Origin of the sequence: Vulcanisaeta souniana JCM 11219 (genome assembly GCF_026000775.1) — an archaeon.
Classification (GTDB): domain Archaea; phylum Thermoproteota; class Thermoprotei; order Thermoproteales; family Thermocladiaceae; genus Vulcanisaeta; species Vulcanisaeta souniana.
In genome coordinates this window covers 2,190,712-2,216,289 of sequence record NZ_AP026830.1, presented here as the reverse complement: position 1 = coordinate 2,216,289, position 25,578 = coordinate 2,190,712, and the positions used below count along the sequence as shown (strand labels likewise).

Annotated in this window: 30 protein-coding genes, 1 tRNA gene and 2 pseudogenes; 12 read left to right on the top strand and 21 right to left on the bottom strand. The window is 43.8% G+C overall.

Annotated features, from left to right (window positions below; genetic code table 11):
* Positions 1 to 89: 89 nt before the first annotated feature.
* Positions 90 to 914 carry a DUF8196 domain-containing protein gene (locus Vsou_RS12070; RefSeq protein WP_188603087.1) on the top strand — a complete coding sequence of 275 codons (825 nt, stop codon included), beginning with the start codon at positions 90 to 92 and terminating at the stop codon, positions 912 to 914.
* Between the two features lie 577 nt (positions 915 to 1,491).
* On the opposite strand, the gene Vsou_RS12065 is transcribed toward Vsou_RS12070, so the two are convergent.
* On the bottom strand, positions 1,492 to 1,812 hold the full coding sequence (locus Vsou_RS12065) for a hypothetical protein (protein ID WP_188603086.1): 321 nt from the start codon (positions 1,810 to 1,812) through the stop codon (positions 1,492 to 1,494).
* A gap of 2 nt (positions 1,813 to 1,814) precedes the next feature.
* Positions 1,815 to 1,961, bottom strand: coding sequence for a hypothetical protein (locus tag Vsou_RS12060; RefSeq protein WP_188603085.1), 147 nt, complete (start codon positions 1,959 to 1,961; stop codon positions 1,815 to 1,817).
* A 59-nt stretch (positions 1,962 to 2,020) separates the two neighbouring features.
* Here Vsou_RS12060 and Vsou_RS12055 point away from each other — a divergent pair, with 59 nt between their 5' ends.
* The 3 genes and pseudogenes from Vsou_RS12055 to Vsou_RS12045 form a co-directional block, all read left to right on the top strand.
* Complete coding sequence (locus Vsou_RS12055) at positions 2,021 to 2,155, top strand: DUF7557 family protein (protein WP_264890736.1); 135 nt, start codon at positions 2,021 to 2,023, stop codon at positions 2,153 to 2,155.
* Positions 2,152 to 2,420: pseudogene (locus Vsou_RS12050) on the top strand (RNA-guided endonuclease TnpB family protein); the annotation flags it as partial. The gene Vsou_RS12055 and the pseudogene Vsou_RS12050, both read left to right, overlap by 4 nt.
* Positions 2,421 to 2,535: 115 nt before the next feature.
* Positions 2,536 to 2,694, top strand: a pseudogene (locus Vsou_RS12045) (30S ribosomal protein S30e); the annotation flags it as partial.
* 5 nt (positions 2,695 to 2,699) lie between these two features.
* Here the strand turns inward: Vsou_RS12045 and Vsou_RS12040 are convergent.
* Positions 2,700 to 2,903: a hypothetical protein gene (locus Vsou_RS12040; protein ID WP_188603083.1), complete on the bottom strand. Its 204-nt coding sequence runs from the start codon at positions 2,901 to 2,903 to the stop codon at positions 2,700 to 2,702.
* Positions 2,904 to 2,975: 72 nt separating this feature from the next.
* Positions 2,976 to 3,302, bottom strand: a complete 327-nt coding sequence (locus Vsou_RS12035) for a hypothetical protein (protein WP_188603082.1) — start codon at positions 3,300 to 3,302, stop codon at positions 2,976 to 2,978.
* A gap of 394 nt (positions 3,303 to 3,696) precedes the next feature.
* Here Vsou_RS12035 and Vsou_RS12030 point away from each other — a divergent pair, with 394 nt between their 5' ends.
* Entirely contained in the window at positions 3,697 to 4,161 is a 465-nt protein-coding gene (locus Vsou_RS12030) for a nucleotidyltransferase domain-containing protein (protein ID WP_188603081.1), read from the top strand.
* Positions 4,136 to 4,576, top strand: a complete 441-nt coding sequence (gene hepT / locus Vsou_RS12025) for a type VII toxin-antitoxin system HepT family RNase toxin (RefSeq protein WP_188603080.1) — start codon at positions 4,136 to 4,138, stop codon at positions 4,574 to 4,576. The genes Vsou_RS12030 and hepT overlap by 26 nt, the downstream gene beginning before the upstream one ends.
* A 1-nt stretch (position 4,577) precedes the next feature.
* Here the strand turns inward: hepT and Vsou_RS12020 are convergent, their stop codons facing one another.
* Complete coding sequence (locus tag Vsou_RS12020) at positions 4,578 to 5,288, bottom strand: hypothetical protein (RefSeq protein ID WP_188603079.1); 711 nt, start codon at positions 5,286 to 5,288, stop codon at positions 4,578 to 4,580.
* 307 nt (positions 5,289 to 5,595) lie between these two features.
* Positions 5,596 to 6,354 carry a nucleotidyltransferase family protein gene (locus Vsou_RS12015; RefSeq protein WP_188603078.1) on the bottom strand — a complete coding sequence of 253 codons (759 nt, stop codon included), beginning with the start codon at positions 6,352 to 6,354 and terminating at the stop codon, positions 5,596 to 5,598.
* Positions 6,355 to 6,547: 193 nt separating this feature from the next.
* Between Vsou_RS12015 and Vsou_RS12010 the strand changes: the two genes are divergently transcribed.
* Entirely contained in the window at positions 6,548 to 7,393 is an 846-nt protein-coding gene (locus Vsou_RS12010) for a class I SAM-dependent DNA methyltransferase (RefSeq protein WP_229709783.1), read from the top strand.
* A gap of 102 nt (positions 7,394 to 7,495) precedes the next feature.
* Here the strand turns inward: Vsou_RS12010 and speE are convergent, their stop codons facing one another.
* Both speE and Vsou_RS12000 read right to left on the bottom strand, forming a co-directional pair.
* Positions 7,496 to 8,425, bottom strand: coding sequence for a polyamine aminopropyltransferase (speE, locus tag Vsou_RS12005; RefSeq protein WP_188603077.1), 930 nt, complete (start codon positions 8,423 to 8,425; stop codon positions 7,496 to 7,498).
* A gap of 939 nt (positions 8,426 to 9,364) precedes the next feature.
* Positions 9,365 to 9,928 carry a hypothetical protein gene (locus tag Vsou_RS12000; RefSeq protein WP_188603076.1) on the bottom strand — a complete coding sequence of 188 codons (564 nt, stop codon included), beginning with the start codon at positions 9,926 to 9,928 and terminating at the stop codon, positions 9,365 to 9,367.
* A 117-nt stretch (positions 9,929 to 10,045) separates the two neighbouring features.
* Between Vsou_RS12000 and Vsou_RS11995 the strand changes: the two genes are divergently transcribed.
* From Vsou_RS11995 to Vsou_RS11985, 3 genes are all read left to right on the top strand, one after another.
* Positions 10,046 to 10,738 (top strand): zinc ribbon domain-containing protein, encoded by a 693-nt coding sequence (locus tag Vsou_RS11995; protein WP_264890735.1) that lies wholly within the window; start codon positions 10,046 to 10,048, stop codon positions 10,736 to 10,738.
* Positions 10,738 to 11,577: a tetratricopeptide repeat protein gene (locus Vsou_RS11990; RefSeq protein ID WP_188603074.1), complete on the top strand. Its 840-nt coding sequence runs from the start codon at positions 10,738 to 10,740 to the stop codon at positions 11,575 to 11,577. The genes Vsou_RS11995 and Vsou_RS11990 overlap by 1 nt, the downstream gene beginning before the upstream one ends.
* Positions 11,578 to 12,549: 972 nt before the next feature.
* On the top strand, positions 12,550 to 12,903 hold the full coding sequence (locus Vsou_RS11985; protein ID WP_264890734.1) for a hypothetical protein: 354 nt from the start codon (positions 12,550 to 12,552) through the stop codon (positions 12,901 to 12,903).
* 440 nt (positions 12,904 to 13,343) lie between these two features.
* Here Vsou_RS11985 and Vsou_RS11980 read toward each other — a convergent pair.
* The 3 genes from Vsou_RS11980 to Vsou_RS11970 form a co-directional block, all read right to left on the bottom strand.
* A tRNA-Leu gene (locus Vsou_RS11980) sits at positions 13,344 to 13,431 on the bottom strand.
* A gap of 41 nt (positions 13,432 to 13,472) precedes the next feature.
* Entirely contained in the window at positions 13,473 to 14,123 is a 651-nt protein-coding gene (locus Vsou_RS11975) for an METTL5 family protein (protein WP_188603384.1), read from the bottom strand.
* 37 nt (positions 14,124 to 14,160) lie between these two features.
* A complete protein-coding gene (locus Vsou_RS11970) occupies positions 14,161 to 15,150 on the bottom strand; it encodes a phosphate signaling complex PhoU family protein (RefSeq protein ID WP_188603383.1) in 990 nt (329 codons plus the stop codon).
* A gap of 175 nt (positions 15,151 to 15,325) precedes the next feature.
* Between Vsou_RS11970 and Vsou_RS11965 the strand changes: the two genes are divergently transcribed.
* Positions 15,326 to 15,796: a phosphopantetheine adenylyltransferase gene (locus tag Vsou_RS11965; protein ID WP_188603382.1), complete on the top strand. Its 471-nt coding sequence runs from the start codon at positions 15,326 to 15,328 to the stop codon at positions 15,794 to 15,796.
* Here Vsou_RS11965 and Vsou_RS11960 read toward each other — a convergent pair.
* The 4 genes from Vsou_RS11960 to Vsou_RS11945 form a co-directional block, all read right to left on the bottom strand.
* The gene (locus Vsou_RS11960) at positions 15,785 to 17,296 is read right to left on the bottom strand and encodes a M28 family peptidase (protein ID WP_188603381.1); all 1,512 of its coding nucleotides are present in this window, start codon (positions 17,294 to 17,296) and stop codon (positions 15,785 to 15,787) included. The genes Vsou_RS11965 and Vsou_RS11960 overlap by 12 nt on opposite strands.
* Positions 17,297 to 17,491: 195 nt before the next feature.
* Positions 17,492 to 17,734, bottom strand: a complete 243-nt coding sequence (locus Vsou_RS11955; protein WP_188603380.1) for a hypothetical protein — start codon at positions 17,732 to 17,734, stop codon at positions 17,492 to 17,494.
* A gap of 33 nt (positions 17,735 to 17,767) precedes the next feature.
* Positions 17,768 to 18,187, bottom strand: a complete 420-nt coding sequence (locus Vsou_RS11950; protein ID WP_188603379.1) for a cell division FtsX domain-containing protein — start codon at positions 18,185 to 18,187, stop codon at positions 17,768 to 17,770.
* Positions 18,188 to 18,245: 58 nt separating this feature from the next.
* The gene (locus Vsou_RS11945; protein WP_188603378.1) at positions 18,246 to 19,460 is read right to left on the bottom strand and encodes an acyl-CoA dehydrogenase family protein; all 1,215 of its coding nucleotides are present in this window, start codon (positions 19,458 to 19,460) and stop codon (positions 18,246 to 18,248) included.
* Between the two features lie 112 nt (positions 19,461 to 19,572).
* Between Vsou_RS11945 and Vsou_RS11940 the strand changes: the two genes are divergently transcribed.
* Complete coding sequence (locus Vsou_RS11940) at positions 19,573 to 20,733, top strand: DUF763 domain-containing protein (protein ID WP_188603377.1); 1,161 nt, start codon at positions 19,573 to 19,575, stop codon at positions 20,731 to 20,733.
* On the opposite strand, the gene Vsou_RS11935 is transcribed toward Vsou_RS11940, so the two are convergent.
* From Vsou_RS11935 to Vsou_RS11910, 6 genes are all read right to left on the bottom strand, one after another.
* Complete coding sequence (locus Vsou_RS11935) at positions 20,734 to 21,177, bottom strand: hypothetical protein (RefSeq protein ID WP_188603376.1); 444 nt, start codon at positions 21,175 to 21,177, stop codon at positions 20,734 to 20,736.
* A gap of 37 nt (positions 21,178 to 21,214) precedes the next feature.
* Entirely contained in the window at positions 21,215 to 21,421 is a 207-nt protein-coding gene (locus Vsou_RS11930) for a C2H2-type zinc finger protein (RefSeq protein ID WP_188603375.1), read from the bottom strand.
* A 229-nt stretch (positions 21,422 to 21,650) separates the two neighbouring features.
* Positions 21,651 to 22,214, bottom strand: coding sequence for a hypothetical protein (locus Vsou_RS11925; protein ID WP_188603374.1), 564 nt, complete (start codon positions 22,212 to 22,214; stop codon positions 21,651 to 21,653).
* Positions 22,214 to 23,056 carry a hypothetical protein gene (locus tag Vsou_RS11920; protein ID WP_188603373.1) on the bottom strand — a complete coding sequence of 281 codons (843 nt, stop codon included), beginning with the start codon at positions 23,054 to 23,056 and terminating at the stop codon, positions 22,214 to 22,216. The genes Vsou_RS11925 and Vsou_RS11920 overlap by 1 nt, the downstream gene beginning before the upstream one ends.
* Positions 23,057 to 23,060: 4 nt before the next feature.
* Positions 23,061 to 23,810: a hypothetical protein gene (locus Vsou_RS11915; protein ID WP_188603372.1), complete on the bottom strand. Its 750-nt coding sequence runs from the start codon at positions 23,808 to 23,810 to the stop codon at positions 23,061 to 23,063.
* Positions 23,810 to 25,573, bottom strand: a complete 1,764-nt coding sequence (locus Vsou_RS11910) for a hypothetical protein (RefSeq protein WP_188603371.1) — start codon at positions 25,571 to 25,573, stop codon at positions 23,810 to 23,812. Before Vsou_RS11910 ends, Vsou_RS11915 begins: the two co-directional genes overlap by 1 nt.
* Between the last annotated feature and the right edge of the window lie 5 nt (positions 25,574 to 25,578).

Here is a 25,578-nt window from a genome sequence, read left to right as displayed (position 1 = left end):
CTATATTAAATGAATACTTCTGTCGTGCTTGGTTTTGTCTCACCATATTTTTAAATAGGCTTTTTAACCCGAGAACCCGTTTATTACTGGTGGAGCTTAAGGACGAACTCCTACAATTACTAGAGCGTGATAAGGAGCTTAGGTATGCAGTGATGGGGTTGCTAGGCATCACTGATGTTCAATCAAGCCTTAAGCAATTAATTGATGCACTAAATAAGGTGCTTAATGCCGTTGATGGTCTCGCCAGGAATCAAGCGGTCATGATAGATACATTGAATAAAGTGCTCGAAATTACTGAGCAACTCGCAAAAGTAGAGGAAAGTCACTTGGAGATTACGAGAAATATTCTAGAGATTAGCCAAAGGCATATTGAGATAAGTCAAAAAATCCTTGAGAACCAGGAGAAGCTATGGCAGGAAGTGGAGAAATTATGGCAGGAAGTTAGGAAAATAAATGAGAATATTGAGAGGATGTGGAAGGAGGTTAGCGATATTAAACGTAGACTTAGTGATCTCTCTAGGAATTATGGTGGGCTTTCCAAGAGCATTGGTTTATTGATTGAGCGTGATACTAGGCACTACCTACCCACCTGGATCAGGAGAAGGCTTAACCTCAATATTGAGAGACTCGAAAGGCACGTAATTGAGAATATAGGCGAATTTGATGGTTACGCTGATGTTGGTGATAAGGTGGTTGTGGCTGAGGTTAAGACTACGCTTAGGTTTAGGGATGTGGAGGACTTCGTGGAGAAGGTCAATAAGTTGAGGCGGGCAATGGCGGGTAGGGAAGTCGTTGCCGTAATCGCCTACGTATTCAAGGCCAGGGACTTCAACAAGGCTGTGGAGCTTGCCAGGGCCAATGGTATAAAAATTATCAGGCACATCCACGAAGAAGACTTCGAGGAAATCACGTAGATTTAACGTTAACGTAGTTTCAACGGGGTTGCTCGTTACCATGGGCTATGGAGTTAAAGGCATTAGGTGTGCTCATGATACAAATGCTGATACTATCCCTGGGATTAGCGATTGAACGCGCGGCTCTATATCCTCCCAATACCGTCGGTGGGCCCCTCAGGGGCTAAGCCCAATTAGTAAAAAGGCAAGCTTTGGCTTAGTCAACAATTAATTAAACCACTCCTAACCCACCCCATCCCAAGAGCCTCCTCACATAACGCTCCTCCCACCAGGTTAAACACGAGATTTAATAATCATGGAAATATTAGTGACGGCAAGGTTTGCCTTACTTCGTATGATGGTGCATATCCTACAATGAATGGTTCCACCCTATGGGCAATTCCTGCATTGGCTTCTCGACGTTTATAATGTAGATAACTGGCCCTCAATTACATACCTATCCTTCACGTAGAGATGCTAAGCCATGCCACCCACTATTCACGAACCCTTCCATAAGTCATTACATGAGGGACGCGAACCCACCAATGACGCGCCCCCAAATCAACGACTAAGCAATACAGGGCTTGGGAACAAACCACTACTGAGGCGCCATGGCACTAAGGGCGTGAATGAGCAATTCTCTATCCTCACCGTTGCATATAATCACGGTGCCCCAAACAACCTTACGAACCCTAACACCAAGCCTAACAAGCTCATCCCTAAGCCTCCTGGCCTCCCCGGAATTACCCAGGGAGATCAATACACAGGCCTCGGTGTACTCATAGCCATTGCCATTACGAGCCCTCGCCTCATGCACATGCCACCTCCTGATGCCATACCTCCTCAGCACGCCAACCACATCATCAACACTCGGCAACCTCCTCGGCTCGCCATAAAACCTCTCATAGACGCCGAGCATCCTCAGGATACGCCTAGTGTCCTGATGGGCACGTATATCTCGAACTCACCATCACGGTTATGAACACTGACGTTGAACCCAGCCGCCCTCAAATCATTGGCTATGGCCGATGCCAAGCCCACGTCACTAGTCGACAAGAAGAATGACAAGCCTCGCCCCTTCTAGGGGCGGGGTTAGGTTTTAAGCTACTTCTTGCTACCTCTGTAGTATGCCTGTTACTGAGCCGATTAGGGTTGGGAGGGATACTAAGGAGGAGTTGAGGAGGTTGAAGGTTCATCCTAGGGAGACTTATGATGATGTGATTAGGAGGTTAATTGATGTGTATAGGAAATGCCAACAGTGAAGAGGACTAACATAGTTAAACTCATCGTGGACAAGAACACCCACGAGAAGCTAAAGGAACTGGCTATAGCAACAGCCAAGTGTTGGAACGAAGTGAACTGGTTAAGAATGCAGCAGTTCAAGAGGGGGGAGGGGGTTGATTTCGCTAGGACTGAGAAGCAGGTTTATGATAGGCATAAACACGTGCTGAGGGTTAATGTTCAACAAGTCACGAGGACTGGAGGGGCTTCTTCACATTAATCAAAGAGAAGAGGGAGGCTGACCTCCTCTCCGTCCTGAAGGGCGGGGGTTCCCCGAGGTCTCAGGGGTCAATAATCCTCACTCAACCAATGAGGAAACACTTAAATAGAACCTCAATTGAATGTTGATGGGTGATTAGACGTACCGTCCCACGGCAGTCTTACAAAAGCAGGTAAGGTGAGGAGTCAGACGCCTAAGATTCCGGCTAAGCCTAGGAGAAATCTTGTGCCTAGGAGGAGGAATAGTCGTAATTATAGGCGTTTGCTTTATAGGCTTGGTCAGGGTCAGCAGGTTTCGTGACTTGGTTATTTAAATTTTGTTTTGTTTCTTTGTTTTCTTGGTTGTTTTGTGGTTGTTTCGTATAGTATTGTTAGTAGTGTTGTTGTGGTGATTGTTGGGTAGGGTGTGTCGTTTATTGTGTAGTACCATTGGTCCTTGATTATTGTTTCTGGTGTTGTTAGGTAGTAGGTAAATTCTTCGGTGTCAGTATATGGTGAGTATGTGCTCATTACATATACGATGTGGTTATTGCCTAAATAAGCGATTCCCAATGAGGGTCCTACGATGTTTGAATTCGCAATCTAAATGAGCTTAGTTATGCTTAATATCACGTCACCATTGATTGGGTTCAGGAGCATTACTGACTGCGGTACGCACCCAGGGCTGGGGATGATGAAGAATCCTACTCCTCCAAGTAGTATCGTTATTAGTATATTATTAACTAGGTATGATTGAATCACGAATTGAAGCCTAAAGGGTCCTGAGCATAGCGATGATGACGTGTAGTATGACCATAACTCTTTATGGAACAGTAGTGTACCGTTACTTAAGACGCCGTATGCCCACACGGTATACCTGGCCATGGTGAATATGACCACTTCATTGCCATTAAACACCGCTGATGTCACATTTCCAACTATGGGTAGTTTCCACGTCTTATTATTGATGAGGTTTAGTTCGCATAAGCCGGGATGGGCATTGGTAAAAGGGTGTTTCCAGCAACGCCGTATATGCCCATGCTAGTTTTGGTCATGAATATTGGTTTACCGTTATGGCTGTTCAATATGTAGTATGCAGAGTCTCCAAATCTGCATGAGATGGGTAATGGTGGCGCCTGGAGGTTATGTGTAGATTGAGTATGCATCAGTAATTACTAACGCTACAATAATTACTAGTAGCAATGTCTTGGTATTGATTCGCCTAACCATTTTGAATATTTCCTAGGGTATTCTTAAATTCTTTATACATTCATGCTCACTTAGCCATAAATCCTTTTAAATCGGCTATTACCCTTGATTTTAAATGAATGCATGTAGTGAGCAGTGCCTTAGGGTGTTGGGTGTTGTTAGGGGTGTAATTACTAATAATTATTATAAGGATTTTATTCAGTTTGCTGTGCTTTACGGCTCGCTGGTTTATGGGGTGTTTGGTCCCCTTAGTGATGTGGATATTGCAGTATTGTTTAGGGATGACGTTAACGTTATTGATGTATTACCCATGTTCATTAGCGACCTTGCCCTGGCATTGGGTGTTCCTGAGGATGGGGTTGATGTTGCCGTGCTTAATGACCCACTACTGCCCTTTGAGGTTAGGTTTAGGGCTTTAGCTCAGGGTGTGCCTGTCTACATTGGTGACCGTGGGGTATTCATTAGGGAGGTTGTTAGGGCGGTTAGTCTCTACGGTGATTACCAAGTATTTTTAAGGGTTAATGGATTTAATGAATTAATTAGGAGGAGGGTTGGTGAGTTGCGTGGGTCGACTAGGTGATTTGTTGGCGGTTATTAAGAGGAATGTTGAGGAGGTTGACACCCTGGTCTCCAGGTATGGCATTAATGAATTACTTAATGATTACGTACTGCTGAACGCCGTGTTACATATGTTACAGGTCGCAATACAGGCATTAATCGACATGGGCTCGCACATAATGGTTGAGAGAGGGCTTAAGGCGCCATCGACGTACTCAGAGGTACCTATTTACCTGAGCCAGGCCGGTGTTATAAGTGGTGATGACTCGAGGATCTTTAGGAGGATGATAGGCTTCAGGAATGTTCTAGTGCATAATTACTCGCAGGTCTCTATCGATGTTCTCCGCGAAATCCTGGCTAAGGCGTTGTATAAGGACTTACTGAGAATTGCCATTAAGTTGTTTGATTATGCCGTGGGTAATAATATTGATGTCTAGGTTACTGCCTTGGCGTTAACCTTATGATTATTGTATTGGTCTCGTTAACATTCGTTGAGTAGTAATAATGCACGGTTATGGTACCAACAAAATGCGTGATGCCAGTTCTCACGTTCACTGACTCCACATTCATCGTTAATTCAATACCGCTTATGTAGGCAATTACGTAATTATCAACCCTAGTTGCATTGACTATGAATTCCTGGCTGGACAGGAAAATCCCATTACTGCCGATGAACTCCTCGATAACTGGTATACCCATTATGAAAATCCTCGTATTACCATACAACGTGGTTAACCCACTCTCATCATAGGTGAGGAAACGCAGTAGTAACCTCTCAATACTACATGCCCTACCCTCCTGGGCGATTATTTTAGATGGTATTGCGATTACAGCATTACCACTGCGCGATATGATGCACGTGTAATTAATGATGCCAGGTGGCGCTGTTATCCCCGTAATATACTCACATATTGTTTCATTGATTGTTTGGGCGAAGGTTATTGGTGGAATAAGCCCTGGGAAATTATCGCAGCAGGGTACTGGCCATGCTTCGAAGTACCATCCGTGATATATCAACTTGCCGCCGTAGTAAACATAGGTGTTGTATACGTTATCTAGTAGGACTGCGGGACACATGCAGTATGTGGGTCTTGTTAGGTATTGGTAAACGTAGTACGTAAATATGGATAGTGCGACTACCAATAACATGATTAATGATGCATATGTAAGTTTCATTTTACTTAAATCATAATTAATTCCTTATTTATCCCTTACTTTATCACAATTTAGATAAAAATTTGTTATAAAAATACTGCATTAATGTGGATATACTGAGGACACGCAGCGCCGCTGAGTGCTGGCACCCCTTACCTATACTTTGGTGGTGACTATCTAATGATTATGAACACACTCATTGATATTTATGGAACAGTATTATCAGAACTATTGAGGGAAGTCCTGGAGACGTTATTAATGAGGTAATGAGGAGTAGGTAAGGGTTGTAATTCATGAATGCTTAGGCCTCCTCGGGTGTTTCGTACCACCTAACCCTCTCTCCAATGGCTGCTCTCATCTTCCACTTCATGCTCTTTGGGGCCTTATCCATGGCTTCCCTAATCCTGATTAGATTGCTTGCGACTCTATCCTTAGCCTTACTTGGTAAGTCAATGGTGTTTAGGTAGTTTAGGGTTCTTTCTATGTTGACGGTGGTTGTCTTATAGAGCCCCCAGTCGTCTGAGGTCAGTTCTATTATCCTACCCAGGTCTATCGTGCTCGCATCATCCTTATCTCCTAATTCAAATTTATACATCATCGCAACTATGTCCTTTAGGTCCTTCTCATTAATCTCCCAAATCTGGAGCTTGGTCATTAATAGGTCGCTTGGTGGTATTGTTGGACTGAATTTCTCGAGCCTGTCCCTAAGTTCAATCACGTGACTCTCCCTGAAGATCTCGAGGAATATGTCAATCTTCATGCTCATTTGAGGATCAATAAACCTAAGTCTCTCTGACCCATGAAGGGCATTGAAGCGTTTATCAGCCTGTGCTCCAAGGCTCTCCAGGGCCCTTACAACCTTTGGTGAGTCTTTCCTGCGAGTGGCCAGGTCTATGTCCTTGGGTTCGCGCATAACTGCAGGCACCTCTGTGTAAATATCGCGTACTAGGTGCACTATGGCTATACCACCGAGTAACCTGCATATTGCACCGTGATTGCTACATCCCTCAATAAATGACAAACCTCTCCTAAGCTTTTTCTCGATAATACCTTGATCCATTGAGGTATTGGCAAATCGTTTACTTAATAAAATTTTTATTCATATCCACTAGCCAGGTCAATAAATCTCCTCAGAACAATGGATCGCTTATACGCATTGTTATGGCTACTGAGGCGTGAAATATATACTATATTTATGCAATAGAAGGCTTTATTAAGCCGCCGCCCTTTAACTAGAGGTTGGGAGGTTAGTGGTGGAGGGTGACGATCAATCATCTAATTACGAAACGTACGTGAGTAACGTCTATGATGAAATGGCGTCGAACTATGAAAGGATTTACCTAAAGCTCTCTCAGTACTATAGGCATGTATATAGTGAATTATACGCGGTATTCAGGGATTACTTTAATGGCGTGAAAATAAGAAGTAAGATCCTGGACCTCGGCAGTGGCACCGGCATTTGGACAAGGCTCCTTAGGGAACGTGGATACCACGTGGTAAGCCTCGATATCTCCCACGCATCACTCAATAAATGCGTTAGATCAAGGAGATGCAGTGATCCGGTGCAGGGCGATGCCGTTAAACTGCCCTTTAGGGATGGCTACTTCGATGCGGTTGTGGCCTATGGCAGTGTCTTTAATCACATAGTGAAGACCGAGGATGCATTTAGGGAAGTTTCAAGGGTTTTAAGCGGTGGCGGTTACTTGATATTTGATGTTGATAATTTAGTGTGCCCGGACATGGCGTATGAATCATTACTTGGCGGCGTGCCCATAAGGGGCTTCCTCAAGGGCTTAATTAGTGGGAACGGGCATGTGGGTTATTGGTATAATCATGATCATGAGAACATACCGTTTAGGTTCTTCACAATTAAGGAGATTAGGAATATACTGAGTAATTACGGGTTCAGGTTAATAAGCCTTAGGGGCATTCACGTATTATCCAATGTAATTCCCTCTAGGCTTCATCAATGGAATAATGGAATAACGAGTAGCCTTGCATCACTGTTGTACCTATTTGACGACACCCTGGGACGACATGCGCCGTTTAAGTACATGGCAACCACATTCCTAGTTGTAAGCAGGAAAAATAATGCCTAAGTCCCTTCCCTTATTTGATCCAATGTGCACCAGTACGCAATTAATTAATGAGTTAATGATTTTACTCACAACGTGTTGCACCGAATATTATCAAGGGACCCACTATGCTGGTAGGAATGTTGGGTTCTTGTCTGTGGCGGGCATTATGGACTTATCCTCAAGCACAGCCCTTATGTGCTTAGGTAGAGCAAAAAGCGCCCTATGTATGTCGCCCTCATAAAACCTAAGTTCCTTACCAATGCGTTCCCTTATCCTGCCATTAACATCCTCTAGTGATAGTGATGCTGGGTCAAGCCTCTTTGACCCAATAACGAAGCCCCACGTACTATCAAAGGAATGCATATACACCTGGTAAGCCCTGGCTATTGGAAATACTGAGGCAATGGTCCTGTATATCGTTGCAAAGGTCCTGAGAGAGTATGACGTTGACGTTGCCTGAGTAACCATTAAACCATCATCGCTCAGCCTATCCCTAACAATGCTGTAAAATTCAACTGTGTATAGTAAGTACGAGGGACCGCCCTCAAGCGGGTCCGTTAGGTCAAGTATTATTACGTCGTACTTATCCCTGGACCTCTCAAGGAACTTCCTACCATCATCAATGACGAGCTTAAACCTGGAATCCTCAAAAACACCCTGACTCATCTCCGGAAGGTACTCCTTGACCAACCTAAGTACTTCGTTGTCTATGTCCACCATCACAACCTCCTCAACACTCCTATGCCTAAGCACCTCCCTTGCCGTGGCACCCTCACCACCACCGAGAATGAGGACCCTCCTTGGATTCGGGTGCGTGATCATGACCGGGTGGACCAGGGACTCATGATAAACGAACTCATCATAGAAGGAACTCTGAACCTTACCGTCAAGTATTAATGCCTTGCCTAAGTCCTCGAACTCCACCACGGCAACCCTCTGGTACTTCGTGGTACCACTATAGAGGACCCTCTTCACGCCCCTAACATGCCAACTAAAGGGTGTATTAAACTCAATGAACCAACTACCCTCCGCACTTATATTCCTAATACTCATCAAATCATGACCATACACCCAACTTTTAAACATTATGATGACAAGTCATCTTGGCCTGAGGAACAAGGTTTCCTGCTTCACTGCCTCATCTTAACTCTGGGCGTGTCCAGGGGTATTACGTGAGGCACGACAAGCGGTGGACTTGTTCCCAGCTACATACCTTAGGATACTTGGGCTTACATTTAGATCCCTATGATCATGCAGTCAAACCCTCGGCATGAAAGTCCAGGGAGTATTGATAAACATAGGTGCAATGCAAATCAGTTCAAATACGTGTCGCGTTCAGTTTCAATAATTGTTAGTGGTAGCACCATACTCCTCACTGCGAGTTTTAATACTAATATTTACAACAACTTCAGAAACTTCACAGCATATGTACACATAAGGAAGCCGAGAAAATGTTGACAAACTCCAGGTTACTTGAAGTTAACATCATATGGAAAATTGAAAATATTTAATTAAAAATTTGTAAACTTATCCATATCTCTTCGGTATATAGCTTGGTATTATTTCTGGTGCAAACGATTTATCGGGCTGGCTTACTAACCATAATATGCCACCGATTATTGCACATATACCCACGTAGAATAATCCCCAGAACCAACCATAAATTGAAGATATATAAGTAACTATATAAGGAGCAAGTCCACCTATAATATTACCCCACCAATTTGCCCATCCCGCATACGATCCGCTAAATATTCCTCCCATTCTCGCACTTAAACCAAAAACTGCTGATATATGAAAATTAATTATAAAGCCCTTTTACGTTTACAAGGCAAGACTCTTCAGAATCACGTAGCAGAACTGACAAAACACAAACCAGGCTGAACTCCTTTCCTAATTTTGCTATTTAGCCATATTAACAAGGATGCTTTTTGCATTATTAAATACTAAATAAAACTAATAAACGGATGAAGATCAATGTTAAGGCACTAGCTAGATCTTTTCCCACAGGTTTTCTCCTGAACCGTAAACGGGAAGAACCTTTGAGAACTTCTCAATTAATGGCTTCAACTCTTCCCACTCTTCTTGACTTATGGGCACAGCGCCTGTGTCTTGTTTGATTTTCTTCATTAAATCCTCAGACCTTTTGCACCCTTCCTCTGACTTTGGAATTATGAACCACATATAGACTATACGAGGTGTAATCTTCATGGGTCTCGACTGGGATCCCATGAATTCCATTATAATGAAGCCATCGGTTTCTGCGGCTTCGGAAAAGGAGAGTTTTTTGAGGTAAGAGTATATTAGGGCTGTTGGAAGGAAGAGGGCTTCAAACAAGTTCTTCATGATTTGGGCGTTACTTACTGTAACAGAGCCCTGTCCTTTTACGGAATTTAAGAGCCCTGCTGCTTGCTCTCTGTTTAAAAAGTTCGCATTTTCTCCATACCTTTCAAATATCTTTAGCAGAGGTCTGTCAAGCATCCCTATTCCGTATACCTTCCTCAATCTATTGAAGAAGTTGTTCCCATAATACAGTACATATGGTTGGCAACCCAAAGTATACCACCTTTTTATCTTCATAAGTCCTCTTATTAAATCTATCTAAATATGATCTTTCGATTTTTAGTAAGGTTTTTATAGTTCATTATATTAAAAACATATGGTGAAAAATAAATGGTGCTTTGCCCCGTTTGCGGGGCTTACAATCCAGAAGGCTCTGCCTTCTGCGTGGTCTGTGGAAGCAAGCTCCAGTCCTCTGGAGTCCCTGGAAGCGTATTAAAGAAATATGACATATATGTGAATAAGGGTAACATTGAGTTCCGTAATGAGGAAAAGGTTCCTGAGTTAACAGTAAGGAAGTCGGGCTTAATTAACAAGGAGCACTTAATTACGGAATCCGGATTAGTTATCGGTAAGATAAATGGAAATAGGGTATACGATGGTTCAGGGAGCACGCTACTCGCTGTTATAGGGAACCCGAACGTAAAGCCAACCCAGGATAAACTAAGGAACTACATAAACTCAACCATGGCTCCCGGGACAGGTGTCCCTGTGGTGAGGTCTTACTGGATAGAAGAACCATCAGGGAACGTCCTGGCTAAAACTGTGTCAGAAAATGCTGGTGGGAATTTCCTGAATTCAATTCCCTACCTCACATACTACATAGTGGATGAAAAGGATACCATAGCAAGGGTTGAACCAAGAACCAGCATGATTAATGTAAGCTTCCTACACCTCAGGTACCACCTTTACCTTTACTCGAATAAGCTTCAGCCTGTAATACTCGCTGCCCTAATTTACGCCATAAAAAGAGGCGATGACACGGTGCAATGGTCGTTTATTGGCTCTGGAGGGGGTGTTCCATAATGATTGATGAGAATTTTAAGGAGGGAGATGAGCACGCAAGAACGGCAAAGGCTCTCTATTTAACCGATAAACAGGGGGCTGAGAAGGAGGCGAGAAAGGCATTGGAGGAGTATAATAAGGCTCATCAAAGGGATCCTGCGAACCCGACATACTACATAAAGGTGGGGGAACTTTTACTAGGGACTGGAAGACCTCAGGAGGCCTTGGAACAATTCAATAAAGCCCTGGAAATAAAGCCTGACTCCGCAAGTTATCACAAGGCAAGGGGCATGGCGCTGAATGAACTGGGTAGATATCAGGAGGCCCTTGAGGAATTAGATAAAGCTGTCTCCATAAACCCAAGGTATGCTGATGCATTTTGCAAGAGAAGCTTGGTGTTGAAAAACCTTGGAAGGCTTAATGAAGCTCTATCCTCAATAAATTCAGCAATTCAGTACCTCCCGAGACATGCTGGGCTCGAGGTCTTTCTAGCCCACTATTATGAGACGAAGGCGGGTATACTCATGGCAATTGGGAATTTTAATGAAGCCCTTTCCGTGCTTGATGAGGCTGAGAGGATAAGCCCTTCTAACAAGAGGGGGTATGATACAAGGAGGTTAATGAGGGCGAACCTGCTGAACCTTTCGGGTAGGTACCAGGAGGCGCTTGATGAATTCACATCATTACTGAAAATAAACCCAGGAAACGCATTTTTCCACTACGGTAAGGCCATAGCACTTGAAAAACTGGGGAATTACAGGCTTGCGAAGACTGAAATAGAGAATGCATGTCAACTTGACCCAACAAACGAGTTATTCAAGGCCGCAAGAGAAAGAATAAATTCAGAGTCTTCTTCTTAAAACTAAAGCCCTAGCTCATTGTGATAATTTACTTCTATAACGTAGAAGAATTTCATCTAAAGTACCGTAGAGGGGAAGCAGTATATTATTTCCATGGGAAGTTAAATATAGGTTTATGGAAAGCTCTTCTTATATAGAGACCATATATGAGTAAGGGAAAATGAAAATACCCTTATACTCTTCCTGTAGAGTCATACCATGCTGAACATAAGCTATGCCTTAGAAGGATAAAGCCTTTCCCTAGGAACTATATTTATATCAAGTAAGTTTTAACTAATTATTAAGCAGTTCAGGCTAAAAGGAAGGATTTATATTATTAATTAAGAATTATAGTGTTATATGGATGAGTTAAATTTAATGCCTGACGAGCAAATAGTATTAAGTTTTAATGAGGCTATTGGGTCTAAAAAGCCGTCGCATAGGACCTTGGGTATTATTAACAATAATTATTGGAATTATTTTACTGGCCGTCTATTACGTGGAGATAATCCTAATAATGCTGGGCATTTATCTATATATTAAAGGCAAAGAAGGAAATATTATGTACTCAATTCCAACTGGGCGCAAATACGTATTAACAAATAAAAGCTATTATACAAAGTAGAGATGGAATAGTAAAACAAGTTAGTCTTTTTGATTCTGTACCTACGTTGAGGAACGTAAGAGTGGTATCGGAGTCCGTGGTCAATATTGCATTTATGGAAAATGATAAGGTGGAGGTGGAATTTAATAACGTAGAAAACCCAAGGAATTTAATGAATAAAATAGAAAATATAGTAAAAGCATAGGCGATAGAATGCTTAATATTAATAAAAATAAATGGCAAGAGGTTGTATGGCAGAGTGGAGTTAAGATCGAACGGTTAATTTGCTACCTTGTGTAATTATTATTTGCTAAACACAAGGGTTGTTTTGAGCATGGGTAATGATGATTTTGGAAGTGTTTATATAGGGGTTTTTTCTTATTGCTTGTATGTCTCAGTTGAGTGGGGATGAGGGTGTTTGGGCTTTGGTTGCTTGGTTGGTTCCGCTTGTTGGTGGTGTGATTGGTTTGGTGGTTAGGCCTGGTTCGGGTTATGTTAGGCATTGGTCTTACTTGAGTATTGCCTTTGGTCTTGTCATTATTGTTGTTGATGTGGTTCTTGGAATACTATCACTATTAACCATCCTAATACCACCAATGCACATAGTAATAACGGCACTGGGTTACCTGGCTGGACTGGCATTCCTAATAGTGTGGGTAATCGGAATACTAAGAGAACGCAACTCAATCTACTGGAAACCAACAATAATATACGACGTAGCAAAAATAATAGGCGCACCATAAACAAAAACCCAAAACCCAAAATTAAAAACACACAAGGATTACAACCCAATTGGTACCCCTGCCCTGGAAGCGTATTGACTATGGACTCAGGTGCTCCCTGGCTAATCATGTAAGTTGCAAAGAGTTTACGCAACTCATACAACTCAAACTCCCTGCCAAGCACTTGTCCCGTGGCCTCCTTGATTTCCCTCCTAAACCTGTCCTTGTCGAAGGGTATGAACTTCCTAGCCCAATCCTCGGGATTCGGATTAATACCGAGGTAGTCAGCAGGTTGTTAAGAATCAAAAGGCGCTGCTCTTTGGGTTATTTGCTCGGTATCAATTAATGAGCAATCCACCACGCCTACTCACTGCAAAACCGCATCGGTCACGTATATAAGGTTTGCGTAAATGTCTACTCATGACCACGTAAACAACACGAAACATGAACAATTCAACCCCTGGTGCGGGGGGTGGGATTTGAACCCACGCAGGCCTTCGCCAACGGGACCTGAACCCGTCCCCTTTGACCTGGCTCGGGCACCCCCGCTAGTGTGTCTGTTAGTTTCGGTCTTTTTAGCTTTACTCAGTTTACGGCTTCGTGTTTTTGCATTCTATTCTGGCTAGGAATACCTCTGTTCTGTATTTTTCTTTTTTGTGATGCTTGTATGTGCGCGGTATTGTTATTGTTACTTTATCCAGAACACTCATTGTGCATCCCAATGAGTTAACTTTATTGCTTACGTAGTCTAGGGTGCTTAACTTATGTATTGTGTATATTATGTTGCTGTATTTTGCTGCTGTGCTTAGGAATTTCATATCGAGTCCCCTCTCGGTCCATATTCCGAATGGTGGGTTTTGAAATACAATGTTGAATTTGCCCATTAGTTCGAGGTTTCTGACGTCTTCGACTATGAAATCCACATTATTAAGGTTGTAATTACTCGCTGACTTCCTGGCGGTATCCAGGGCATCTTGGTCAATGTCCATGCAGAGTACCTGCGCAGCGCCCATTAGTGCCGCCGCTATTGCAAACCTGCCTGTTCCACAGCCCAGGTCAAGCACCCTTGCATTAGTTAGGTAATTCCTCATGTGAGCGTCCCAAACCGCAACCGCCACTATGTTTGAGTCGGTTACGTACTGCTCAAGCCTTAACCTTGGCGTCCTATAACCCGGTATACCCTGAATTACTAATTCCAGTTCCCTTAGGTTGTGTATTTCAGGATCTCTGACCGTCTTCATCGTTCAGCTACCGACGTGTTCATCATGGGCAGACCCACTATTCCTCACCGCCCAGTTCCTCTCCAGCCACTAACCTGGTGGGTTTTGCAATGCTCCTCACGTGCCTACTGAAGGCTGCCTCGGCTATGTCAGCTGCCAAAGCCACTATTAATTGCCCCTCGTGTATTGATGCCGTTAGTAGTCCACTTAACCCAGTGCATCCCATGTTGGCTAACTCCAGCATGCTATTGAGCATGCGTTCTCTGTCTAGCAGGACCTTTAGGGCGTTATTTATATTATTGTCTAGGTATGCATATACCGCCTTCATTATGTATGTCCAGACGTCCCTGAGTTTCTCACCGATCTCGCGTTTGCATTGAGTCGCCTGCACCCTCATGAAGGCATTCGAGAGCCTGTCCAGGGCATCCGCCGCATGTTCCAGGTTCTTAACCACGATAGTATCGTCAATGGCCCTCTTCGGGTCCCTGAAGGATAACTTCTTTATAGTCCTCAGCGCCAGGAAGTAGAGCTTGTCCATTTGATCATCGAGCTCAAGTACCTCTTTGAGCGAGTCCTCCTTTCCCGTACCAAGGTAATCAATGAACTTGTTAAACATGGAATTTAGGATATTCGCCATGCTATTTATCACCTCGTTTAGATCAACATTTGACTCACTGGTTGCCACCTTAATCAACACACTACCATCACTCTCAAGCATTAATGAGCCAGGTAGTTTATTCTCAACATTAGAGAACGCCCTCCTAATGCTATCCTTTTGTCCAATTATCTCCACGTTATCGTAACCCTCAATGTAACTTGCGATTATTACCCTTGTCGCCTCATCAATGGCACCACTGAGTGATATACTAACCTCATTAGTCTCGCCGCCTGCCTGGGTCACTGGTTTAACCACAATGACCTTTCCAACGAGACTTATCTCAACCACATCACCAATACCCACACTTAGCATGTCAAGCCAACGCCGGGGTAGCGTAATACCAATACTCTTCTCGCCAATCCTAATAACCCTCCTGTAAATTGATGACACATGTATAGGGTTTAATTGGGTATAAAAACCTAAGTCTAAGGTAATATTTTTATACCCATTATATATAATCCACAATTAAATATATAATTCACAGAACAAGCCAAGAAGTGGCGAGCTAATAAGGGAATCAATTTTATTAATAACAATAATATGAAGCACCAGTGGGTGTTGCACAGTGCTGAGGGCCAGGTTTAGGAAGGTTGCCGTTGGAGGCACATTCGACACACTACACACTGGCCACACCGCCTTATTATTTACCGCGCTTAATTATGGGCGTAAGGTGCTTATTGGCGTCACGAGTGATGAGTTTGCCCAGGCCTACAAGACGTATAAGGTAAAGCCGTTGAAGATTAGGTTCCTCAACCTGAGGAGCTTGATCAGGGAGTTGGGTGGTGATGATAATAATGTCATAATTGACGTTATAAACGACCCATATGGACCAACCATTGTTGATCCAACTGTGGATGCCATAGTGGTTAGCCTTGAAACCCTACCCAGGGCCATTGAAATAAACAACCTAAGGAGGGAAAGGGGACTACGTCCTCTCTTTATTATTGTTGTTCCAATAATTAAGGATGGATTTGGAAATAAGGTGTCCAGTACGCTAATCAGAGATAGGACTGGGACGAAGGAACTAAGTGACTAGGTTAATGTTCATGTCCTCAGTCAGGGACTCAATTATCTGCGTGATATACTCACTCAACTGCCTGGTGTCCTTTATGGTGCTTGTGTCCATGATTACCCTACCGGTCCCCATCTCCTCAACCCTAAGGGGCACTTGGTTAATGTCGTTTATGTTTATGAACCTCCTCACATAGGACAGTATGGAATTCGTGTATATGGTCTTCACAGAACCATCACGCCTATACTCAACTAAGTACTTAGACAACAAGTACTTAACCAACCTATATGTTTCCCAATCCTCCCGGAGCTCTATACCAAGGCCCACACTTATTATGTCTCTGTTTAGGACTGAGATGTAGGGCGATGGGGTTAGGTCATTCGTCAGAAGGTGATTAAGTAATTGGTGGGAAACCTTGAGTGCCGAGTCTATTTCCTGGACATTCACCTTGTCTTCCGTGTCCCTATCCGTATGGTATACATCCCAGTAATAATCGAGGCTCGACAGTGTCATTGCCGGTATTCCATTCATCTCAAAGTTCAGGGAATCGAAGTAGGGTTTCGGAAGCTCCCACTGTGTACTCACGAATTGACTTAACTGCATTGACAAGTCCTCACTCGTGTGGGTCACGTATTGCCTACCAACGACATCCAGGTTAAGTACAGCATACACACTGTTAAGTAGCTCCCTCCTCTTTAGGTACTCCACGTACCTGGTGGAGCCATATGCCCAATACAGGCTTGCAAAGCCTGGATTGCCTGCCTCCTCTGCCGTAAATGATATGAAGCTTAGCCCTCTCTTGAATGAGGATCTGTTCCTGACAGCACTGAGTAGAAGCAATGTACCAAGCCCAACACCTAGGCAATCATCTGCGTAGCCCGTTAACCAATGATCATGGTGAACCGCCAGTATCACAGATTCCTCCTTATCACTCTCTAGGTTCACAACTAGGTTATATCCCGTGCTGAGTTTTGTCTCAACATCACTAATGAAATCCACCTCCTCACCCACATGCCTACCCAATTCATCACCAACTTCCTTGGGTACAGTAAGGGCAGGAATGATCGGCGGTGGTGCCCTATCCCAGGAGTAATCCTGTGTTGCCGTCACCACAATCCTCCTGGTAATACCCGGATACTTGTCCCTGAAGATAACCGCAAGGGCGCCCTTCTCCATGGCCCTTATGTATATGTACTTCGCATCATCCATGTCCTCTGGAAAATCCGTGAGCAATACCTTACCTCCTGAATCATTGATATCCATTGTTAGTTTACCCCTGCCAGAACCACCCAGGGTTAGCGGCATACTTAACGCCCTGAATTCATTGCTGCCATGAATTACCCTCGAAAATCTATCCCTCCATAATAGGACACTCACCGGTTGTAGCTCGTAGGAGAATAAGGGGTTGTCTATTTGGTTGAGAAACCACTCTATGAAATCGTATTCCGCCATTGAACCACCCACCAAGTCCATATATGACGAACATCTCCTTGCAATGCTAAATGCCATTGCCGACTCAGACACGCATAGCCCAGCGCAGAGATAAATATAAGTGTGTGGCGTAAATAATCTAAGAATCGGAGATGGCAAAACAGAGACAATTAAGCAGGTTCTATAGGCGTGTTAAATCTACGGTACTGTTACTGACGCTAGCCGTTATGGTTATCGTTAGGGGGCACGGTTTTAACATCAGTAAGATGTATAATAAAGCCTCGAACTTCATTGAAAAGACTGCGAAAGAGAGGAAATTACATCATTGAGTAATTCCGAGACATACTCATAATCCCTCCTACGTCTAGCCTTGGCGAACCTAGGCTTTAAACTGGGGTATTCCCTAAGGACCTCCCTGGCTATTAGCTTGAGGAGCGTCATGCCCTCACTATTTAATGAACCATCCGAGTAATACTCCGAGTACGGATTGAGGAGTTCCTTAATATACCTAATCACTGCACCACTGACCATTTTAAACCCAAACTAAATTTGGCATTCCTGTTTTTATGGTTTCCAGGAAATTGCAAGAATAGACCCTATTAGGAGTAGTATAAAGCCTATGAAGAAACCACTGGCTCCCGTAAAGAGCCCAATTATTGATAATATAAGGAGCACTATACCCGTACTGTGCACGGCATTAACATCGTTTAATTTGCCAAGCCTCAGCGAGAAGTAGGTAGCTAAGGCACCCACCACTAGGCCAATGATACCTACTATCACCAGTATCACTGGCATGTATATGAAGAGGGGCATCATTGAGTAGTACCCAAGTCTATGTAATGCATAGTAGCGAGGGAGCGCACTAGCGAAGCCCGCAAGCACCAGTGCTACTATTGAGCTTATTATCATTAGTATACTACCTATTAAGGACAGTATGTATGCTGTGTGCGGAGTTGCATCCTGTGCACCTGGTTGTTGACTCATACCCATCCATGCAAGGCACTGTTCCTTTAAAAACCGCACTCACTGTATAACCAAGTCACTACTCAACCTCCCGCCCTATTAGGTTCCTTGCCACTATTAGTCTCAGTATGCTCTGCGCACCCTCGGCACCGACGTAGTAGCTCAGGGCACCCAGGAACGCCCTGGTAACAGGCGTCTCCTTGAAGTAACTCACGCCGCCAAACCACTTCATTACCTCAAGTCCCACATCCACAGCCAATTCCACGGCTAGCATCTTGGCCATGGCGCCCGCATTAGCAATATCAAGTATAGACACAGACTCACCCCTATAGAACCTGTCAGCGAGCCAGGCAGCCCTGTAAACCATGAGCCTCGCAGCCTCAAGCCTAGTACTGAGCTCCGCGTACTTAAAGCTTGTTGATTGATAGGAGGAGATAGGCTTGCCGAAGACGACCCTATTCTTAATCCATTCCCTGCCTTGCTCAAGCATCCAACGTGCAGTCCCAAGGGCCGCTGCGCCAATGAGCGTCCTAGCAACATCGAAGCCCTCCATGGCAATCTTGAACCCGTTATTCACCTCACCAATTACGAAATCAGGATCCACCGGAGCACCATTAAGCCTCAAGTAACCAGTTGGTATTCCCCTCCTGCCCCACTCCTCGTAATCCCCGGTCTCAAAACCCGTGTTAACAACGCCATTCCTCTTAACCATGAAAAGCATTGTAGTTATGGCCCTGTGCCTAGCCTCCACAGGTCCTGTTCTGGTTATAGTCACGAAGCCACCACCATAGGGAAGCCTCAGGGCTATCGATATTCCGGTGGCCATGTTCTTCTCCCCAGTGAGTAACCACCTACCATTAACTAGTCTCGCCTCCGTCCTCTCATTACCCACATCGCTGCCGCCCTGAGGCTCTGTGGATGCTATTCCAATCCAGGCCTCACCCTTGGTTAGTCTCGGCAGGACTTCCTCCTTAACACTATCCTTGGCGTATCGCTGCACAATAAAGGGCCAAGCTATTTCAAGGAGGAAGTACACGGGTATCGCCAGGCTTGGATCCGCGTAGGCCAGTTCCTCAGCAGCTATTGCAGCCATTAGAAAGGAGCCCTCTGAGCCGCCGTACTTGGAGCTTAGGGTTAAGCCGATTAAGCCATGCTCCGCGAGTCTTGGTATTAATTCGAGGAGTGAGTACTTGCCATCATCAAGCTCCATCCAGTGGGGCTTTATGAATCGTTCACCGAACTCCTTAACCGAATCCCTGAACAGCGACTCCTCCCTAGTGAAACCGAAATCCATCAATTAAAAAACACTGTGGTACATAAAAGTATAACCTCACAGCTGACATGGGTCAATCAGTGTTGTATTAAGAACGAAAGGACTTTATATCCCGTATTATTAAGGTAGAAATGTGGGTGTTTCCGGGATAGCTGATTTACCGCTTCATGGCGGGCACGTACCACCATGGCTCTACAGTAGGATGGTTAAACTCAGCGGACTAATTGCCGAACTACTTGTTGACAAGCACGGGATTAAGGACACCATTAGGTTATTCTCAAACCCATTATTCTTCCAGGCATTTAATAACATAATAGGCATGGATTGGGACTCCTCCGGTAGTACCACGATAACCACTGCTGCACTAAAGGAGGCTCTTTCAAAGAAGGACGTCGGCATCAGGGTTGTTGGCGGTAAAGGAGTTTATGCCCTTAATGCACCTGCGGAGATTAATGAACTAAGCAGGACTTGGGATGTGGATGTAGACTCGCTTAAGTTTGTGTCAAGGCTCTCGGCCAAGATAGATAACACGGCATTGCAGGATGGGTATAGGCTTTACCACCATGCGATGCTGGTTGGTTCTGACGGTACGTGGACGGTGATCCAGCAGGGACTCAATGAGAAAATAAGGTATGCCAGGAGGTACCACATTTGGATGGAGAATGACCTAGTTAACGAACCACACACTGGCATTGTAGGTGTCAAGGGCAACCACGCTCTTAATATGGTCAGTAGGGCCAGTGGTGATGCCAGGAATGCCGTGCTCGACATCGTGCATCAAGACCCCAATAAGGTGGTTAGGGATTGGGCAGTGATCAAGGCAATGATGAAGGGAAACACCACAATACTAACGTACCTAGGTAGAGAACCACCTAAGTACTACAATCCATACCTCAGTGGTTCCTTTAGGCCATACCTAGCCTCATTAAATGAGGACGCCCTTAGACAAGCCAGGAATGTCAACGACTTTAAGGACCTACTACTAATCAGGGGCCTTGGCCCAAGTACCATGCTAGCACTTGCATTAATAGCCGAATTGATCTACAGGGATCCCGTTGATTGGGAGGACCCAGCCAACATAGACCCAAGGAGGTATGCCTTCGCGTTGGGCGGTAAGGATGGATCCCCATACCCAGTGAATAAGGAGGTATACGACACAGTAATTGACATAGTACAGGCGATAGTGGATAGGGCTAGGCGGGATAGTGGGTTAACGATTTACCTAAGGCACCTTGCGAAGGTGGCTAGACAATTAAACCTGCCCACGGACCTCGTGAGACCAACACCACCATGACTATGAACGCGCTATTAATATTTGGGATAACTCATCAACCGTCACTTCACGAATAGGAACGCCCAAACCAACTAAACCATTAATGACAGCATTTATGTCAGTATCCGGGTGCATTATTACCGTGAGTCTCGCCGTTGCTTGATCGTATTGTAGATCCACAACGCCATCAACCATCCTACCCAATGACGAATTAACGACATCAATGTCTATGCCCCTCGAGCCCACTATCATTATGACCTTCCTAAGCAACACCCCAATACCAAGGGAAAGCACCAGCTGAGCAATATCGCTGAAGCTCACGTTACTCGTTTCATACGTAACCACCAACTCATTATTAAAGAACTTCATAAGTAGAATGCCATCTAGTGTCGACATTGTCCTCAATACGGTGTCCAGGCAATCCCTGCAACTCGATTGTATTTTAATAACCCTCGTTACCTCCACACCCACAAATTAAATGGCAGTAAAATTAATACTGCCTCTAAGTGCTAATTAGGTAGCTCATGTGTCTACCATCAACGAGCGCCTCATTAATTAGGTGAAGCTTCATAAACCTAATCGACCTATACCTACCACCGCACACGGGGCACTTCCTAGTCCTGGGAATTTTACCACACTCGCTACGCAGGTGTATGTACAACTCCGACATTGTGTCAAACGTCTTACCACAAAGCCTACATGTTGGCATTAACGACCAAGACCACCTAGTAAATTAAAGCTTTAACTCCACAATACCAATCACGGTTAGTCCTGAGCTAGCAGCCACTGGGTAGTATTTCCAACATCAATAATTAATTACAACTATAGCTAATCCTGGGACCCGCATTATCATGAAATTATTCTTACGGTGCAAGTAAATAACCTGCACTAAATGGCCTTAAGTTCAAAAGCCAAAAGAAATAACACGGGATTAACAACTAACCCTTGCTTATACTTATTACCGCATAGCCCGATTGAATATCAGTGCTATTCCAGGTACAGTTATAGTTCGATAAATTCACTGGCACTTGATATAACCATGTGGAATTTACTAAGTTTACTGGACGATTTCTATTAACGCAGTTATAAGCGGTAATTTTATATGGCTGTGTTGATGAGTAGAGTAGGGTTGTCGTCCTCATTACTCTCGTTATGGGGCCTAGGCTTGCCGCCACGGTTATGTTAGCCATAAGCTCTATCATGCTGCTTTCACTCCTTGGGTATAAGGTTATGTAGTAGTTTATGGCAAGTCCCTGGGTTGAGAATGAAGATGTGGGCAGCATAAAAGTGAAGTTGAAACTCCCAGTAACATCACTGAAGGAGGCTATTGATATGGCGGTCTCCGTCTCATGCTTCAACGCTGACGTTACCAGTGAAGTTATGTAATTTGCCGTGTTGAGCAGGTTCATGGATATGTAGTAATTCATGTACCAGGTGAAGGCTATAACCAGAACCATGAGGGCCACGGTCATTATTATAAAGGCCAGCGTGTCCATGCCCATCACCCAAAGCCAACACCTATTTGAACTATGGTTACGTACACGGTATTACCAACCACAACGGCGCTTGAGCTTATTGGCTTAACGCCATTGCCGAAGTAGCAAACCTCGCTAATCTCCAATGCGCCACCATTTTTAAGAACTATTGACTGAGAACTAATGTTCTGAATGCTAATGATTAACTTACCCCTACCCTGATTACTGACTAGGTTAAGTACTGGTATGTACACATAACCAATCCCGCTAGGTCCAGTACCATTTATAACCATGACCCTAGGAACCATGACCAAGTAAGTGCCATAGCCAGCACCATTGAGGCTATCATAACCAAACTGTAGAACAGCCATTGATGTACCCATCAAGACGTGCGTTTGGTAGCTGACGATCAATGAGAAGTCGTTTAGTGATGATGCGGGTATGCCATTAAACGTCGAACCCCTCCACACCGTACTAAACCCAGGTGGCAATGAGAAATATGTGGGTGGTACACCGTATACTAATCCGCCGGATACTTCATTAATGACCTTATTCGAAGCCGCGTTAATGGATACGTTACATAATGAGTTTACGAAATTATATGTTCCATAATTTGTATTCGGTAATTGATACGTAAGTATTGCGCCTGGAACGAACATGAATGTATCAATATCATCTGCAACATTTATGAGAAACGAGGCAATGTACTCAATGGATGATTGAGAAACCTCATTACCAAATTGCACCATGGAGAAGACTATAAATATGGCACTTACGACCATTATCACGGCAATTAGGATAACAGTGCTCAATACGTCACTTTGTCCGTGCCTCCAGTGGGTATGGATGGGCTTGGGCGTAGTCTTCATTCAATCACCCATAATACACATATATGTACATAGGGAGTATTTCAATTTTTCCATTAAGCACAACGTCGCTACTTAACAATTCATTCCTGGCGCCGCATGTGTAATTAATGACGTATGTCCCAGGTCTGTCATAGTTGTAATTAACCGAGATTGGGTACGTAACATTAAACACAAGCAAATTACTAAGGCTGGGATTAAAACGACCAATCAACACCGGCACCAACAACTCATACTGACCATTACTCATGGTGAACACGACAACCCTAGGATACAACGCAATAAATTCGCCATAAGTCACGCCGGAGACTGTGGAAGCTCCATAGAACACCACATTAAATAAATTACTCGACTCATTAGCCACTATTAGGCTCCTATTCCCCAGGAGCACGTTAATGTAACCACTGGGCATTGAGCCATAGCCCGGCGATACACCAAATACTACACCGCCACTACTATACACAGTTATTCCATTAATCGTTAAATTACAGAAAGATGGCGCAACGTTGTAGGTCCCGTAATTCGTCATAAAGACCGGGTAACTAAGCACGTTAGAGGGCATTGGACTAGACAAAGCGCTGTCCAGGTCGGTGGCTATGTTATCGAATAAGGTCTCAACCTGCGAGACTGACACACTTGCTGATGCCTTACCAAAGTTAATTCCAACAATTATGTAGAATATAAGACCCAGGGCAATCACGACACCCATCATAATGACCATACTAATAGTCTCACTCAAGCCCCTGGACATATCCATCACCCACTAGCCGCACTCATTAAGCCCAGGTAAACCAGGTAGTAGGTGCCATTGGGCAACTGAATGATGGCATAAGCAGAGGCGGTAGGTGCAAACCCGCTTAGGAAGAACCTCTCTCTATACTGCGGAGATATCACGTTGTACTTATCAAGTAGTGCAAAGTTATAGGAGGTTCTGATTGGCATGTAGTAAGCCGTTGTCGGCGTTGGTGTTACCCATAAGTCATAGACTATGGTTGTGGCATTATAAACATAGTAAATACCATTATTTGGATTCTGCGGTGTACTTTGCTCTATTAGCAAATTATTTGGTATCATCATTAGGCTAATACTGGTTATGTTTGGATTCGACATTAATTTACTGCAGCTAAGCCCATTATTGCTCGTTAAGTTATAGAAGTATGAAAGAGCTTCGCTACTCATTGTGATTAGATCATAAATAGACGCATTAATATTTATTCCACATCTGGCTGGATTTAAAGACATCGATAAAGTGAGTAGGTATACATAATAATAGCTAGGTAATGTCGTGGTGTTACCGTTAATACTTAGAGATAGATACTCATGGGTGTTTCCATAAGTCTCAATAACATTCACATTACCAATACTTATTGGGAATGTGGCACCAGCCATGGACCCAGCATAATCACTTACGCATGTATTATTAACAAAACAAACGCTCAACTCAACCTCAACATTACTAAAACCAAAGGTAAATGTAGTACCTGGTATTGACACTAATGATTGACCAATCAAGTAAGCATTAACCCCAGCGACGTTATTAATACTGATGCCCACCGGTAGAGAACAGATGGCCGTTGTTGGTGAATTAAGGCGTTGTCCTGATACCACTCCACCGCTTGTCATTATTTCAGCTAGATAATTACTACCACTATACATACCATTGTTGCTTGAGTAGCATTGTGAAAGTAATTGTTGGGTATAGTAATTAATGAACTGCGGTGCATTATTGTACAAAGTATTAAGTGAGGAACCCATTAAATTACTAACACCACCAATTGGGTAGCAATATGAGGACCGGCAATAGGAATTACTCAGCACATTATAGGGAGTACTGCTATTAGACACTAACATGTAAACATTACCAGTGGTATTTAACCAAATAATGGCAACGCCAGTACGTGGATCAAAATACTCAAGCCACCAATTGAGCATCCTAACATTACCATTTTTAATACACTGAGTTATGTTTTCCTCAAGTGGGTTTTTACATTGTATGAAAGCTACATTCGAAAGCGGCACGCCTGTATTTATTGAGTATCCACTGCCAAGTAATGGGTTTATTGTATAAATGTTTATTGAGAGCATCGAGACGCTAGTACTCGTCATGGGTATTGGTATGCCCAGCGGCGGTGCATAATAAATGCTTGGTATTATACTTAGTGGCACCAACGTGTAATTTCCGTAATTTATTATCGATGTTATAGTCACAACGTTCTTATACGGGACCACTGCAATGTACCAATCATACTGAGGACCAATAATTGTGTTAAGGAGCGATTGAACGGCGCTCCAGTTACCATGCTGCACATAGTACGTGAACTGCGGGTTATCAATGGCAGTCAATAATGCGTCGTAAGCATACCACTCGGTATTTGTCTGCACTTGACTCCTTAGGGTTGTTGTTGGTGAATTGAAGATTATTGGAAGTAGGGCCGCTAGTATGAGCACTATTATGGTAGCTGCAATAGCCTCTATAATCCTCACCTGTCCACGAACAGGTCTAACGGGTGACTTATTCATAGGCA